The organism is Psychrobacter sp. D2 (assembly GCF_013608135.1).
GTDB classification, from domain to species: Bacteria; Pseudomonadota; Gammaproteobacteria; order Pseudomonadales; family Moraxellaceae; genus Psychrobacter; species Psychrobacter cryohalolentis.
The window spans coordinates 17,790-32,858 of sequence record NZ_JACDXZ010000008.1 but is presented as its reverse complement, the minus strand read 5'-3'; the positions used below and the strand labels follow the sequence as shown (position 1 = coordinate 32,858).

The 15,069-nt window shown below is 43.0% G+C and carries 12 protein-coding genes; 9 read left to right on the top strand and 3 right to left on the bottom strand.

Translation table 11 applies throughout. The annotated features are described in order from the left end of the window. Nucleotides 1-34: 34 nt before the first annotated feature. Nucleotides 35-703 carry an NADH-quinone oxidoreductase subunit B family protein gene (locus H0262_RS10375; protein WP_181210698.1) on the bottom strand — a complete coding sequence of 223 codons (669 nt, stop codon included), beginning with the start codon at nucleotides 701-703 and terminating at the stop codon, nucleotides 35-37. 112 nt (nucleotides 704-815) lie between these two features. Further along, on the bottom strand, nucleotides 816-1,439 hold the full coding sequence (gene ndhC, locus H0262_RS10370) for an NADH-quinone oxidoreductase subunit A (protein WP_149409784.1): 624 nt from the start codon (nucleotides 1,437-1,439) through the stop codon (nucleotides 816-818). A gap of 995 nt (nucleotides 1,440-2,434) precedes the next feature. Between ndhC and H0262_RS10365 the strand changes: the two genes are divergently transcribed. The 6 genes from H0262_RS10365 (at nucleotide 2,435) to H0262_RS10340 (ending at nucleotide 9,771) form a co-directional block, all read left to right on the top strand. Beyond that, on the top strand, nucleotides 2,435-4,468 hold the full coding sequence (locus tag H0262_RS10365) for a UvrD-helicase domain-containing protein (RefSeq protein WP_011512923.1): 2,034 nt from the start codon (nucleotides 2,435-2,437) through the stop codon (nucleotides 4,466-4,468). A gap of 94 nt (nucleotides 4,469-4,562) precedes the next feature. Then, entirely contained in the window at nucleotides 4,563-5,966 is a 1,404-nt protein-coding gene (gene mgtE / locus H0262_RS10360; protein WP_181210697.1) for a magnesium transporter, read from the top strand. 150 nt (nucleotides 5,967-6,116) lie between these two features. Next, on the top strand, nucleotides 6,117-6,581 hold the full coding sequence (gene dut, locus H0262_RS10355; protein ID WP_020442863.1) for a dUTP diphosphatase: 465 nt from the start codon (nucleotides 6,117-6,119) through the stop codon (nucleotides 6,579-6,581). 114 nt (nucleotides 6,582-6,695) lie between these two features. After that, complete coding sequence (locus H0262_RS10350; protein ID WP_181210696.1) at nucleotides 6,696-8,510, top strand: phosphomannomutase; 1,815 nt, start codon at nucleotides 6,696-6,698, stop codon at nucleotides 8,508-8,510. 100 nt (nucleotides 8,511-8,610) lie between these two features. Beyond that, a complete protein-coding gene (gene argB, locus H0262_RS10345) occupies nucleotides 8,611-9,510 on the top strand; it encodes an acetylglutamate kinase (RefSeq protein ID WP_181210695.1) in 900 nt (299 codons plus the stop codon). Nucleotides 9,511-9,537: 27 nt separating this feature from the next. Next, a complete protein-coding gene (locus H0262_RS10340; protein ID WP_181210694.1) occupies nucleotides 9,538-9,771 on the top strand; it encodes a hypothetical protein in 234 nt (77 codons plus the stop codon). Between the two features lie 31 nt (nucleotides 9,772-9,802). Here the strand turns inward: H0262_RS10340 and H0262_RS10335 are convergent, their stop codons facing one another. Beyond that, on the bottom strand, nucleotides 9,803-10,174 hold the full coding sequence (locus tag H0262_RS10335; RefSeq protein ID WP_181210693.1) for an arsenate reductase: 372 nt from the start codon (nucleotides 10,172-10,174) through the stop codon (nucleotides 9,803-9,805). Nucleotides 10,175-10,400: 226 nt separating this feature from the next. On the opposite strand from H0262_RS10335, the gene leuS reads away from it, so the two are divergent. The 3 genes from leuS to holA all read left to right on the top strand — a co-directional run bounded on the left by leuS (nucleotide 10,401) and on the right by holA (nucleotide 15,045). Continuing rightward, complete coding sequence (gene leuS, locus H0262_RS10330) at nucleotides 10,401-13,109, top strand: leucine--tRNA ligase (RefSeq protein ID WP_181210692.1); 2,709 nt, start codon at nucleotides 10,401-10,403, stop codon at nucleotides 13,107-13,109. A gap of 115 nt (nucleotides 13,110-13,224) precedes the next feature. Continuing rightward, entirely contained in the window at nucleotides 13,225-13,884 is a 660-nt protein-coding gene (gene lptE, locus H0262_RS10325; protein WP_181210691.1) for an LPS assembly lipoprotein LptE, read from the top strand. 84 nt (nucleotides 13,885-13,968) lie between these two features. Beyond that, nucleotides 13,969-15,045, top strand: a complete 1,077-nt coding sequence (holA, locus tag H0262_RS10320) for a DNA polymerase III subunit delta (protein ID WP_181210690.1) — start codon at nucleotides 13,969-13,971, stop codon at nucleotides 15,043-15,045. Nucleotides 15,046-15,069 lie beyond the last annotated feature (24 nt).

The window sequence follows — 15,069 nt, the reverse complement described above, 5'->3', positions numbered from 1 at the left end:
TAACAATTATTAATAACTACGCCAAACTGCTTAACTAAATGCTATCTGGGCTACGTAAGTTTTTCACAGCGATACGATCTGCTTGCTTACGGTCACGCTCAGGCGTCATCTGCGGCTGATAGACACCCTGATCATTAACATGAATACCTAGCGGACGACGTTCTTTAGTAATAGATTCTTGTAATAACATCAAGCCTTGAATCAATGCTTCTGGACGTGGCGGACAACCGGGCACATAGACGTCGACAGGGATAATTTTATCCACGCCTTGCACGACCGAATAGATATCATACATACCACCCGAGTTGGCACAAGCACCCATCGAGATGACCCATTTTGGCTCGAGCATTTGCTCGTATAGACGTTGAATAACGGGTGCCATTTTAACAAAGCAAGTACCAGCAACAATCATCACATCCGCCTGACGTGGCGAGGCGCGAATAACTTCGGCACCAAAGCGTGATAAGTCATGAACTGCGGTTAAGGTAGTCGCATATTCGACATAACAGCATGAGGTACCAAAGTTAAATGGCCACAGTGAGTGCTTGCGCCCCCAGTTTGCTGTTGAATGGACAAGGTCTTCTAGACGACCCATAAAGACGTTTTTATTGACTTCATCTTCCATTGGATCGTTGACAGTTTGGCTTGTCTGAGCAGGATAAGTATCTGCATCAGGGTTGGCTTTTGTTAATGTGTATTTCATAACATACAACCTTTATATTAAACAAAGTGCGGCAATGATTTGCCCTCACTACTGCCTTAACTTCATTATTAAATAATTTTGTTATTCACTAATTAACACGCACTGTTATTCATTAACGCGTCATTTTATCTGTTTGTGCAGACGTCGCAAAGTCCACAGAAGTGACATTACCCGTGGTATTAATATGATCAATGTTTTGTAAGTGACGACGATTGGTCTCAATATTGTTTGAGACGTTAATCTGACCAGAGGACTGCGCAGGTATCTTGCCCGTAGGATCGACCATAAGTTCATCAACACCATCGAACTTGGTGATATCAGCTAAACTAAAGCCTGCGGGTGCAGCATATAGGCGCGCTTTTTTGCGTAGCTTATCAGCCGGTGCCCAGTTCATCGCACCCAGACTCAACTCGTATACCAAGCCAATGATCAAGATGGTGATAAATATAGCGGCAGCAGCAAAACCAAGCCAGCCAGCTTCACGAACTGAGACTGCATAAGCATATAAGTAGAGGGCTTCTAGATCAAAAATAACAAAGAAGATCGCCACCAAATAGAATTTGGCAGACAAACGAATACGGGCGTTGCCAGATCCGACAACACCCGCTTCAAATATCTCTTCTTTTTGTGAGCCATGTGAGCGACCGCCAAGTAGACGCGGGACAACCAACATAAACACAACTAGCCCAATGGCGGCTAAAATAAAAGCAATGGCTGACCAATTAAAAGCAGACATGATAATACGTGCTCCTCACCCAATCGAGTGTTACACGCCGCGCAAGCACCGACCTACATATTAAGGTCGTCAAGCGACAGGCATAACGCAGACGAAAACACAAAGCAACTGTCACTGTATTTAAGTAACTGTCATTGAGTCACATGTTAGGTTCTGTACTGGTAACAACCAATTATCAAGCTTATTGACGACGATGTCAGATCTGACCAACTGTAGAGTGTCCGCTCTATATGCGGATAAAGGCTGGTCGCCCAACGCATCTTCTAACAACGTAAGATCAACGTATTAAATCAATGTCATATTCGATAGTTTATTTAATTGATTTAATAGCTCATTACACGTGGTCAACAATGACGTGACAACTGGCATAAATTATTTACGTACTATACGCATATCGGTAATCAAAAGCTAGTTTTTAACTGCATTGAGCGGTCACTTTATCAGCAAAAAAAATAGGTTTTTTTATCCGCAAACTATGCTATAGATTATTCATCATCCTGCTCTAAAAACCTTCTAAAAGTTTAAAGAATGTATTATTAATTGACTGCTAACTAAGATGAAAAATCTATATAAAACGCGCAGTTAGTCACAGCTTGTAATTATTTCACTTTCACTTCCATAATGGATAATACTTAAGTCTGACTCCTTATTTTTATTCATGGGAAATGAGCTTGTATTGGCCAAATTTTCGACGGTTTTCATTGAAACAAAATGTTTCTCTATGTCATTTTTCAAGACGTACCTTATATATACCTCATAATCTTATATATTCCACGCTACTAACTCCTGCCCAAAAGCCTTAGTTTTGCTTTATAATAACTCACCTAATTTTGCTCGCAGATTGCCTAAAACCTTAAAACTATTCTGTGAGTTACTCTATTTAAAATGCCAATATGCCCTCTATTTTAACGAATGTATTTTTCGCTTGATGGCAGCTAGTGGCATTTTACGATTTACTGCTACCCTCTTTTTGCTTTTGTCTTACAGGTCACGTTATGAGTCAACTTAATCCCAAACAACAAGAAGCCATGCTCTACGTATCTGGTCCGCTACTGGTGTTAGCAGGTGCCGGCTCCGGTAAGACGTCAGTGATTACCCGCAAGATTGCTTATTTGATCGAAGAATGCAACATGCCTGCTGAGCGTATCACGGCGGTGACCTTTACTAATAAAGCGGCGCGTGAAATGAAAGCTCGAGTCAGTAAGCTACTACCGAGTGAAAAGACCCGTGGTCTAACGGTTTCAACCTTTCACCAATTTGGTCTCCAGTTTCTACGATATGAGCTGCTTCATACGCCATTGAAAGGCAATTTCTCCATTATGGATAGTGACGATAGCAAGCGTTTGCTAATGGAGCTTATGATGCGTGATAACTTAAGCGGCGCTGAGAGTCGTGAGTTGGTTGGCAAAGCAATCAAGATGATTTCTGATTGGAAAAATGATTTGATTGAGCCGGATAAGGCGATGGAAACCTTAGACGATCCAGAAGATATGATTTTTGCGACGCTTTATGCTTTATATGAGCGCAATCTACGGGCTTATAACGCAGTTGATTTTGATGATTTGATTGTATTACCGACCAAAATACTGCGTGAAAATCGAGAGCTACGTGATAAATGGCAAAACCGTATTCGCTATCTATTGGTCGATGAATACCAAGATACCAATACCGCTCAGTATGAGATGATTAAGTATCTAGTCGGACCACAAGGGCGCTTTACGGTCGTTGGTGATGATGACCAATCTATTTATGCATGGCGCGGTGCTAAACCTGAAAACATGGGTCTACTTAAAGAGGATTTCCCAAAATTAAAAATCGTCATGCTTGAGCAAAACTATCGCTCAACCACGCGTATTTTGACCTCTGCTAATGCGGTTATTACCAACAATGAGCATTTATTTGAAAAGAAACTCTGGTCAGATAAAGGTCAAGGCGAAAAAATTCGCATTATTAACTGTCGTAATGATGACGATGAATCTGAGCGCGTCGCCAAAGAAATCGTCACGCATAAATTGCGCTTTGGCAATGAGTGGGAACAATATGCCGTTCTCTATCGCAGTAACTTCCAAGCGCGGATGCTAGAGGCGCAGTTGCGTCAACTGCAAGTGCCTTATAAATTATCGGGTGGTCAGTCATTCTTTGCTCGTAGTGAAATTAAAGACGTTATGAGCTACTTACGTCTGATTTTAAACCCAGAAGACGACAGTGCTTTTTTGCGCGTGATTAATACGCCCAAGCGTGGCATGGGACCAGCAACGCTTGAGAAGCTTGGCTTATTTTCACAAGAACATAGTATCTCGCTACTGGCTTCTTGTACGCATGCCGGTCTGGCCCACGTTTTACCGTCGAAATCTTATAGTACGTTAAAGGAGTTTGGCGACTTTATTGAGCACTATACTCGCGAGCTTGATCAACATCCTGACCCTGTGCCAATCGTACGCCAGATGATTGATGAGACCGGTTATATTGATTTTGTGCGTAGTGACTCTAAAACACCGCAGCAAGAAAAAAACCGCATTGATAATATCGACATGCTTTATACCAGTATTCAATCGCTGATTAATCGCGCCGAAGAAGACGAAGACCGTACCATTGATACCATTATTCGCAAGCTGGTATTGCTTGATATGCTGGAGCAGCAGCAAGAAGAAGAAAACACCAATAAAGTGAATCTAATGACCTTACATGCGGCAAAAGGCTTGGAGTTTGATTTTGTTTATATCATGGGGCTTGAGGAAGAGATGCTACCTCATCGCAACTCTATCCTAAGCGAGACGGTCGAAGAGGAACGGCGCTTGATGTATGTGGGCATTACTCGCGCGCGTCGCGAGCTAACTTTGACACTAGCCACTCAGCGCCGTGCTGGTGGTCAAATGCGCGTCACGTCTGAATCACGATTTTTAGATGAGTTGCCAGAAGATCATATCGATTGGCCTGCCAAAGCAAAAAAACAAAAAGCCACCAAAGATCCTGCAGCAGTTGCTGATGAATACTTGGCTAATATTCGGGCTTTATTGGGCAATCGATAATGTTTAACCATTAAAAAGCCAACAAATATAACTCATTCATTAAGCTTAGCTCTTAGTCATTATTATTTACATATTTTGAAAACTTGGAACTTTTATGCCCGCTCCTACGCCGAATTCTGCACGACCATCGACACGACAGGGAGATTATAATCCGGCTGAATCTAACGCTGAATATAAACTACTCTATTTGCAAGAGTTGGTTGCGGACAAGGCATATGAGGCGATTACTGAGTTTTTAGAGAAGCAGTCAGAATATGAGATTGCCAACTTACTAGAGTCGTTCCCGACTCAGAGCCGACTACTGATTTGGGCACAAGTACCAGAAAACATCAAAGGTGAAGTGCTAGCTGAGCTAGAGTTTGATACACGCCAGCCATTGATGGAAAACATCTCGTCAAAAGAGATATCGCTGTTTACCCAAGATCTTGATGCACAAGACATCTCAGAAATTTTAGACACCGTTACCGAAAGCGTGCGTACTTCAGTGATGGCGACATTGGATGAAGAAATACGCATTCAGGTCAATAAACTCGATACCTATGCCGACTGGGAAGTTGGCAGCTATATGGATCCTGAGCTTATTCAGGTGCGAGAAGATATGACACTGGCTGATGTTCAAAACTGGCTGCGAGAAGATATTGAGCTGCTTGATGATGAAAGCCAAGAGCTATTGGTTGTCGATCAAAGTCAGCAACTGCTTGGTTTATTAAGTCTCGCTGATTTGATTAAGCATGACCAAAGCACCTTAGTTGCTGATTTAATCGATAGCGCTATTACCATTAATGATCGCTTGGACATTCAAGATGCGGCGGCGATTTTTCGCTCAGAAGACATTCGTTTTGCCCCAGTGATTAACAGTCATGGCGAGCTAGTCGGTCAATTAAACGGTGAGGACATCATGGAAATTATCCAAGATGATGTCGACAGTACCATGAAAAACCTTGCTGGTGTCAGTCAAGACGAAGAGCTGTTCGCACCTATTTTGACCAGTGCAAAAAGCCGTAGTATTTGGCTTGGTATCAATTTATGTACGGCACTATTAGCTGCAGCTGTAATTGGACAGTTTGAAGCCGTATTAGCAAAAGTGGTGGCTCTGGCGATTCTTATGCCCGTAGTTGCCAGTATGGGCGGTATTGCAGGCTCGCAGACGCTTACTGTCGTCATTCGCGGTATGGCAATGGGGCAAATCGGTGGCTCTAACCGCGTATGGTTATTAAATAAAGAGCTGTGGGTTGGGGCGATAAACGGTATCATATGGGCGATAATTATGGCGTTTATTGCGCAATTGTGGTTTCATAACATTAAAATCAGCGCGGTTATCGGTCTAGCGATTGCGATTAATATGACCGCTGCTAATGTCTCGGGCATTAGTATTCCACTGATGCTAAAGCGCATGAATATTGATCCGGCATTATCTGCCTCTGTTATCCTAACCACGGTAACGGATATTGTTGGTTTTATGTCGTTTTTGGGCTTGGCAAGTATACTGATTCTTTAATCAATCGCTTATTAAAATTTAGAAACCAAAAGTTAAAAATCATCAGCTATTTATAGAAATAGTTGTTGTTAAGCAATTAAATTTAAAAATTAGGGCACGCCCTAAATTCATTCTGTTTATAAAACCATTAAATCGTTAAGTGAGTGCGTTATGCAAGCTGTACAAGTTAAAGTCTTAAACCCTAAAATCACTGAAGATAAAGCGTTTTCTTTGCCTACTCGTGCCACTGACGGCAGCGCAGGTATTGATTTGCGCGCTTGTATTGATGAGCCTTTAACGATTAAAGCGGGTGCTACCCATTTGATTGGTACTGGTTTGGCGGTTTATATACAAGATCCTAACTTTGCAGGTATGATTTTACCGCGTTCAGGTCTTGGACATAAGCATGGTATTGTTTTGGGTAACTTGGTTGGACTTATCGATGCTGATTATCAAGGTGAGCTGATGGTCAGTATTTGGAATCGTAGTCAGGAAGACTTTGTATTAAGTCCTGCAGAACGCATGGCACAATATGTGGTTGTCCCTGTTGCCCGTCCTGAATTTGAAGTCGTGACAGAATTTAGTGATACCAGCGCACGTGGTGCTGGTGGTTTTGGACACTCCGGTCGTCAGTAGTCATTATCATTTGCTCTAAATTATATAGTCTAAATCGCATAACCTAAGCTGTATAAAAAACTATCAGCGATTTATTTATTATTCATATTTATCACGATAATAAGGAAGTAAAAGATGCCGTTTTTTGCTGCGCAACACTCCTTATTTCGTGCCTATGATATTCGCGGTTCGCGCCAGCACTTTACTGATGACTTTGTTCACGCCTTAGGATATGCCTTGGCGCATCTTTATCACGTTCAACAAGACAGTGATAACAAAAAAAATATCGTCGTGATCGGCTATGATGTACGCCATGATAGTGACGTTATTGCTCAAAACCTTGCCACTATATTGATCCAATGCGGTCTACAAGTTATCCAATTGGGACTGATTACCACGCCTATGATGGTATTTTGGGCTGAGCAATATCAAGGTCACGGTATCATCGTGACTGCCAGTCATTCTGCCAAAGATATTTTGGGTATTAAGTGGTTGGTCAACCATCAATCTCCTAGCGTTGAAGAGATTCAGGCGCTTTACCAGCAAGTGACTCAGCAGCAACTAACTCTACGTTCTTTAGGCAACAGCATGCTTGAAAAAAGTAACTTCTATAAAGGCTGCTTGCAAGAAAACGGTTTTAAAACTACTGATTTTCAAAAAGTGATTGTTAAAAAATACAATCAAAAAGGCTATAAAGCTTCAAGCACTCTACGACATGTAGTGGATAACCCTATTAGCAATCAGCAAATGTCTTTATCGTCTGAGCAAATAGCAGCGCATTATATTGATGCTATTGTGCAAGTGTTCAAAGCACTCTATCCGCATGATAATCAATCATTTCTTACCAAGCTAGATTTGGTGGTTGTTATCGATTGTATGCATGGTGCGACCAGTCATATCGCTCAGCAATTATTTGAGCGATATTGCCAAAGTGTCATCATGCTTAATAACGTCCCAAACGGAGATTTTCCTGCTGGCAATCCCGATCCTACTGAACCACATCGGCTCAAACAGTTGCAGCAAAGCGTAATTAATCATCAGGCAGATATAGGTATCGCCTTTGACGGTGATGGCGACCGACTAATGATCGTCGATAATACAGGCAAGGTAGTCACACCCGATCACTTGCTCTACTTATTAGCAAAGGTGATATTGACTGAGCGTCCAGTCGCTTGTACCCAGTTGCAATCTCCGCCGCAAATTCTCTTTGATATTAAATGTTCGCATCATTTGCCGAAGCTACTGACTGAGCTTGGCGCAGAACCTATCATCAGCAAAACTGGCAGTAGCCTAATGCGCCAACAGATGCAGGACTCTGCTGGGCAAATCGTATTTGCTGGAGAGTTATCGGGGCATTTTATCTTTAACGACAGTCGCTTTATTGTCTATGATGATGCCATATATGCAGCTTTAAGACTGTTGCATTGGCTGGCAGCTGATAACTCAAATAGTCTAAATCCTACAACAAATCTTGCTAATATCATCTATCAATTACCAAACATTGTCAGTACTGCCGATCATTATTTACCGCTGCCAGTAAATGCGTCAACCGATTGCTCAATCATTGAGCAGCTAACTCGACTATGCGTGTACTTACAACAACTCATAAAAGTAACCGCTCCACTGCCTACTCAGGCTGAATATCAAGTACTTAGTACTTGTCAGCGGACGCTTTGTAGTTGCTCTATAAAAAGCCTCCCTATTAACATAGAGCAAGCCAAAGACTTATTGCCAATAGGTACAACTCTGAGCTGTATTGATGGCGTGCGTCTAGATTTCGCCCATGGTTTTGGCATACTGCGTCAATCAAATACCAGTCACAATTTAACCGCGCGCTTTGCAGGAGACAGCATGGCACATCTACAAGATATTCAAGCAAAATTTGCCGCGCTATGTTTTCCTTTTGATGAAAATCTAGCTGCGCAGATTGTAGCTATCTCCCCTCAGTAGTCAGTTATCAAAACTATTTTTTATCACAAATGCAACTTTGTTATTTATGACTTTTTATAACAACAACCAATCGCTTAACACCGTATTTTAGGAGTTTATAATGACCTTGAATTTAGATGAAGCCAAAATTACTGCTGAAGTCTTGACCACCGCCCTGCCCTATATTCAACGCTTCGTCGATAAAATCATTGTGGTCAAATACGGCGGCAATGCCATGACCGATCCTGCGCTTGAAAGCTCATTTGCCCGAGATATCGTCCTACTCAAAACCGTTGGTATGCATCCTGTGGTCGTACATGGTGGCGGTCCACAAGTGGATAATTTATTAAAAGAGCTTGGGCGGCACTCAGACCGTATCGATGGGATGCGCGTTACTGACAAGGACACCATGGATATCGTCGAGATGGTACTTGGCGGCAATGTTAATAAATCGATTGTGAGCTTAATTAACAAGCACGGCGGCTGCGCTATCGGTTTAACGGGTAAAGATGCCAACTTAATCTTGGCTAAAAAATTGATGATGGAAAAAATCGGCACAGATGGTGTTGCTGTACCGGTAGATTTGGGTTTTGTAGGGGACGTGGTCAGCGTCAATAAAGACGTGATTAATATGCTGATTGCCTCTGATTTTATCCCTGTTATCGCCCCTCTTGGCGTCGATGAAGAAGGCAATACTTATAATATCAACGCCGATTTGGTCGCTGGTAAAGTCGCCGAATTCTTGCAGGCAGAGAAACTTATGCTACTAACCAATATCAAAGGTGTGTTGGGGCGTGATGGCGAAGTCGTGACTGGTTTGACGCCTAAGACTGTAGATAGCCTAATTGAAGATGGTACGATTTCAGGCGGCATGATTCCTAAAATTCAATGTGCGCTTGATGCGGTTCGTAGCGGCGTAAAAAGTGCCGTTATCGTCGATGGTCGCGTACCGCATGCCACGCTGTTAGAGATTTTCACTAACGAAGGTGTTGGTACACTAATCAGTCGAGATCTAGGCTAATCATTGGCCAAATAGTAGGAGTAAATCATGGCATTGTGGCTTTGGTGTCTACTTTTTATCTTAGAAAGCTCGTACTGCTGGTGGATTATTGGCTATGGTGGCGCAAAATGGATAGAAGGGTGGAAGTCATTTTTCCTCATTGAGTGGTTTGCACTAGATTGGAATGCCGAACAAATTCGCTTTTACGTCTTGCTTATATGGCTCGCAAGTGTGATTTGGTTTATTTTAGCTGTTATAAAGCCCGAGCTAAGAGGTTCTTAGCTCGGGCTTTATTGATGGTAACAGTAGGCTTTTACGAAAAAATTTTATCAAACTCGGCTTCACTAAAGCCACATAATAATATTGGCTGATTTTTATCTACCCGCTCACCTTCAACGATCGGACGCTTAATCATACTGGTATTTTCTAGGAGCAAGTCAATGGCTTTATTCATATCGCTATCCGCCGCTTGCTTTTGAGCATCTTCTAGCTTACGCCATGTCGTTCCGCGCTTGTTTAATACTTTATCAATACCTAGGTTATCCACCCAGCGCTGTATCGTTTCTTTATCAATACCTTGTTTTTTATAATCATGAAAGTTATAGCTAACGCCCAACTCATCAAGCTTGATAAAGGCTTTTTTCATGGTGCTACAAGATTTGATACCGTAAATAGTGATGGTCATAATATCTCCTTGTCAATGAACGTTACTGTTTATTATACTCAAATAATGCTTGAAGCTGGCACATAGCAAATGTAGATATCGGCAAGCGGCGAATGCAAGCCGAAAAGCCACTAGGTAATCAATGAAAGGCGACATCCTATCGTCGCAATTTTCGCCAAATTACGCTATGCTATAGCATTATAAAATTTCACCCCATTTATCTGTAATAACCGATTCCGAGCCAACTATGACCAACGCCGTAACAGCAGAAACTGCTAATACTAATAATACTTCTAGCGACAAGACCCAATATCAGCCGCAACTTATCGAAGCGCAGCAGCAAGCCAAATGGGCAACTGACAAGCGCTTTGAAGTCAGCAATGAGCCAAGTGATAAACCAAGCCGTTATATGCTGTCTATGTTTCCGTACCCAAGCGGCAAACTGCACATGGGTCACGTGCGCAACTATACTATCTCTGATGTGTTAAGCCGTTATTATCGCCTAAAAGGTTATGAAGTCATGCAGCCAATGGGCTGGGATGGTTTTGGCTTGCCAGCAGAAAACGCCGCGATTGCCAATCAGACGCCGCCTGCCAAGTGGACGTTTGAGAATATCGACAGTATGCGCGCCCAGCTAAAATTGCTTGGCTTGTCTATTGACTGGTCACGTGAATTTGCCACTTGTAGCCCTGAATATTATCAGTGGGAGCAGTGGTTGTTTTTGCAGTTATATAAAAAAGGCTTGGTCTATAAAAAGCTTGCAACCGTCAACTGGGATCCAATTGACAATACTGTATTAGCCAACGAGCAAGTCATCGATGGTAAAGGCTGGCGTAGTGGCGCTATGGTCGAAAAGCGTGATATTCCGATGTATTATTTTAATATCACTGATTATGCTGATGAATTGCTTGATGATTTGGATCAGCTAGAGGGTCACTGGCCATCTGAAGTCATCACCATGCAGCGCAATTGGATTGGTCGTAGCTCAGGTATGGAAGTGCATTTCCCTTATGAGCTGGCTGGTCAAAGCAATAGCTTAGATGTCTTTACCACTCGCCCTGATACCTTGATGGGTGTCACTTATGTTGCCGTTGCTGCAGAACATCCGCTAGCCCAATATGCCTCCGAGAATAATAAAGCGATTGCAGATTTTTGCGCCCTTTGTAAAAAAGGCTCAGTCGCTGAAGCTGATTTGGCTAAAGCTGAAAAAATCGGTATGGATACGGGTCTAACCGTGACCCATCCATTGACTGGCGAAGAAGTACCTGTTTGGGTTGCCAATTATGTACTTATGAGCTATGGCTCAGGTGCGGTAATGGCAGTACCTGCTCACGATGAGCGCGACTATGAGTTTGCAACCAAATACAACTTACCGATTAAACAAGTCATTGACATTCCTGCAGGGTATTTTGATAAGGTAGAAGCTGACGCCAAAGCGAATAATACTGAGAGCAATCGTGCTTATACCGAGCGCAATAGCTTAGTCAATTCAGGCGAATTTGATGGCATGGATTTTGAGCAAGCGTTTGAAGCCATGCTTGCTAAGCTTGAGCCGCAATCTCTTGCTAAGAAAAAAATTCAATACCGTCTCCGTGATTGGGGTGTTTCACGCCAACGTTATTGGGGCTGCCCTATCCCAATGGTCAACTGTGAGCATTGCGGCACCGTACCTGTCGAAGAGCAAGATTTGCCCGTTGTCTTACCGACTGATGTCGTTCCTGATGGTCGCGGAAATCCGTTAAAAAATATTCCAGAGTTTGTCAATACGACGTGTCCTAAATGCGGTAATCCTGCTGAGCGCGAAACCGATACCTTTGACACCTTTGTGGAGTCAAGCTGGTACTATGCACGCTTTGCAAGCCCAAATGATGCGCAAAGCATGGTCAACAAATCTGCCGCCAATAAGTGGCTGCCTGTCGATCAATACATCGGCGGTGTTGAGCACGCGGTGATGCATCTACTTTATGCACGCTTCTTCCATAAACTGATGCGTGATGAAGACTTGGTGTCAGGAAATGAGCCGTTTGCTAATTTGATGACGCAAGGTATGGTATTGGCAGGGACATTCTATCGCCTAAATGCGGATGGCAGTACCACCTACTACTTTGCAGAAGACATTGATATCGACTATGACGAACGTGGTCAACCGATTAAAGCCATCTTAAAATCTGATGGGCAGCCCGTGACCATTGGCAAAATCGAAAAAATGTCAAAGTCAAAAAATAATGGTGTCGACCCGCAGCTTACCATTGATAAATATGGCGCGGATACCGTTCGTCTTTACACCTTATTTACCGCCCCTGCCGACCAAACACTTGAATGGTCAGATGATGCACTAAAAGGTCCTTATAACTTTGTTAAGAAAGTATGGCGTATTGCTTCTGAGCATATCCAAGCGTTAACTGATGCTAATTTAGATATTGACGCATTCCACGGGTCAGTTTTAAATCCTAATGACTTAAGCAAAGAAGCTAAAACCTTGCGCCGTAAGACGCATGAAACTATTGGCAAGATTGATAGTGACTTGGGTAAACGTCTAGCACTCAATACGCCAGTTTCTAGCCTAATGGAGCTTGCTAATGAGCTGAGTAACTTTAAAGCTAATAGCGAACAAGATCTGCAAGTCCAGCACGAAGCCTTGACTGATTTATTGATTATGCTGTCGGTATATGCGCCACACATTGGTGAGCATTTACTTGAGCAATTAGGGCTTGATACCGTCACCTTAAATTACCCTATGGTCGATGAAAGTGCATTGGTACAAGATATGATTACCATGGTAATTCAGGTCAATGGAAAAATGCGCGGTAAGATGGATGTGGCACCAAATAGCGACCCTGAGCAGCTAAAAGCACAGGCACGCGCGATTGAAGGTGTGGCAAAATTCCTGACCGGTGATATCAAAAAAGAGATCGTCGTACCTAATAAACTGGTTAATATCGTGGTTACTGGCTAAGGATAATTCAACGCGGATGTTTTAGGTTTTCTTATCACAAGCGAAGAATAGCAATTATGACGGATAAGCACCATGCTATGCCGTCATATCAAACAACATGTAAGGGAAAAAGTACATGCCTAATAAGTCGAATAGACAGAAACTAGCGACCGTATTACTTGCATCTCTGCCAATGCTTGCCATCGTTGGGGCGACTGCCAGTCTTAGTGGCTGCGGCTTTCAACTACGCGGTTATGATGCGCCCATGCTGTTTGATGTGGCGAAGACCGCGGTAATTATCGAAGATAATCGCACTGCATTCCCACTGAAGCTGCCGCTCACAAAGCGCCTTGAGGCATTGGGCGTTGATGTCATTAATAACATGACATTGACGGATGTCGCTAGTAACAATCAAAATGTAGGCGCTGAAACCATCGCTGCGATTACTGTCAATAACGTACGTTTTAAGCGCTATGAATTGGTCGGCGTATTAACAGAAATTCGCTTGGTGATATCAGCCGATGTTAGCTATCAAAGCATAGATAATGGTAAGCCTGTAACGCTCAGTAATCCGATTCAAGTTGAACGTAGCTATCAGTATAACGAAGCGTCAGTGAGCACCGACGATCAGCAAGGTGATCAAATTCGTGAATGGCTCTATGACAGTTTAGCAAGACGTATCACCGATCAATATGTCGCGATTGCATTGCCAAAGGTGACACCTGCCAGCGCCACTACTTCTGCGCAAATCGGTAAAGGTACAGGCGCTACGGCGATTCTTGTACCCAAACCTTAATATGGCTCAAATGTAGCTCAAATGTAGCTTAGCAATTTTTTGGCTTTGCTTTTTTATTCACAACTTTGTATGCATCAGCCTTTTATGCAAGATACTTTTATACAAGCTTATCCAAAACTACAGCGACCCTCAGTTGCTGTAGCAGGCTTGTGGCTAGCACATGGTGATGAGCCATTATTAAGTCAATGGCTCATTGATGCGCTGCGTCCACATTGGCGCGCGCAGAATTACGCCATTAAGCGTATTGAGCTGGTATCAGTTAAGAGCTGGCAAGAAGTATTGTCAGAGCTTGGCAGCCAGTCTTTATTTGATGATGCCAGTGCTTTGATCGTCACAGGCAACTATAAACCTGATAAGGCAGTCATTACAGAACTTGAACGCTTTGCACAGGACGCTCAAGCAGGCAGCCACAGTCATAGCTTATTATGGTTGACCCCAAAACAAGACAAACGCGCTCAGAGCAGCAAGTGGTTTACGCCATTTGCGCAATATGGTCACGTCATCGACTGTAATTTGTATAATGAGCAGCAGCGTCAGCAGTTATTGCAGATACAAGCGCAACAGTTTGGCTTAAAGCTATCGCAAGAAGCGTGGCAGCTACTCATGTCACATACTGAGCATCATTTGCTCAGTGCCTATCAAACCTTATGGCGTTTATCCTATTTGTTTGCCCCACAACTCATGGCAAATAATGATGCTGCCATTCAAGAAAATACAAACTCTAGCCCGCACCTATCACAGGTCGCACTAGATATTAATGACTTACAAGCGGCATTGGTCAGCGATGCGCAGTTTAGCGTGTTTGATTTGTCCGATGCGATGCTTGCTGGCAATAGTGCCCAAGTCGCTAAAATCATATTTCAGCTCAAAGCCACGGATGAGCCAACGACCTTGGTGTTATGGGCAATCAGTAAAGACATGCGGCAAATCATGCAATTAATGGACGGACAAGATCCGCAAGCGCTAGGTATTTGGCGCAGTAAACAAGGCTTATATCAACAAGCCTGTCGTCGTCAGTCAAAAGCGCAAACAGCCGCGTGGCCTGCTCTGCTTTATCGCTGTGATCAGGCAATCAAAGGTCTTATCATTCAGCCAGCATGGGAGCTATTACTACAAGCTGCGTTAGAATTATCAGGAAAACGTTTGTTCCCTACTAAATGACCAGAGTGATGAATTCTTAGTTAT

Excerpts from the sequence above, each read along its gene's own strand:
- H0262_RS10375 (WP_181210698.1), bottom strand. The coding sequence starts at position 703 with ATGAAATACACATTAACAAAAGCCAACCCTGATGCAGATACTTATCCT.
- ndhC (WP_149409784.1), bottom strand. The coding sequence starts at position 1,439 with ATGTCTGCTTTTAATTGGTCAGCCATTGCTTTTATTTTAGCCGCCATT.
- H0262_RS10365 (WP_011512923.1), top strand. The coding sequence starts at position 2,435 with ATGAGTCAACTTAATCCCAAACAACAAGAAGCCATGCTCTACGTATCT.
- mgtE (WP_181210697.1), top strand. The coding sequence starts at position 4,563 with ATGCCCGCTCCTACGCCGAATTCTGCACGACCATCGACACGACAGGGA.
- dut (WP_020442863.1), top strand. The coding sequence starts at position 6,117 with ATGCAAGCTGTACAAGTTAAAGTCTTAAACCCTAAAATCACTGAAGAT.
- H0262_RS10350 (WP_181210696.1), top strand. The coding sequence starts at position 6,696 with ATGCCGTTTTTTGCTGCGCAACACTCCTTATTTCGTGCCTATGATATT.
- argB (WP_181210695.1), top strand. The coding sequence starts at position 8,611 with ATGACCTTGAATTTAGATGAAGCCAAAATTACTGCTGAAGTCTTGACC.
- H0262_RS10340 (WP_181210694.1), top strand. The coding sequence starts at position 9,538 with ATGGCATTGTGGCTTTGGTGTCTACTTTTTATCTTAGAAAGCTCGTAC.
- H0262_RS10335 (WP_181210693.1), bottom strand. The coding sequence starts at position 10,174 with ATGACCATCACTATTTACGGTATCAAATCTTGTAGCACCATGAAAAAA.
- leuS (WP_181210692.1), top strand. The coding sequence starts at position 10,401 with ATGACCAACGCCGTAACAGCAGAAACTGCTAATACTAATAATACTTCT.
- lptE (WP_181210691.1), top strand. The coding sequence starts at position 13,225 with ATGCCTAATAAGTCGAATAGACAGAAACTAGCGACCGTATTACTTGCA.
- holA (WP_181210690.1), top strand. The coding sequence starts at position 13,969 with ATGCAAGATACTTTTATACAAGCTTATCCAAAACTACAGCGACCCTCA.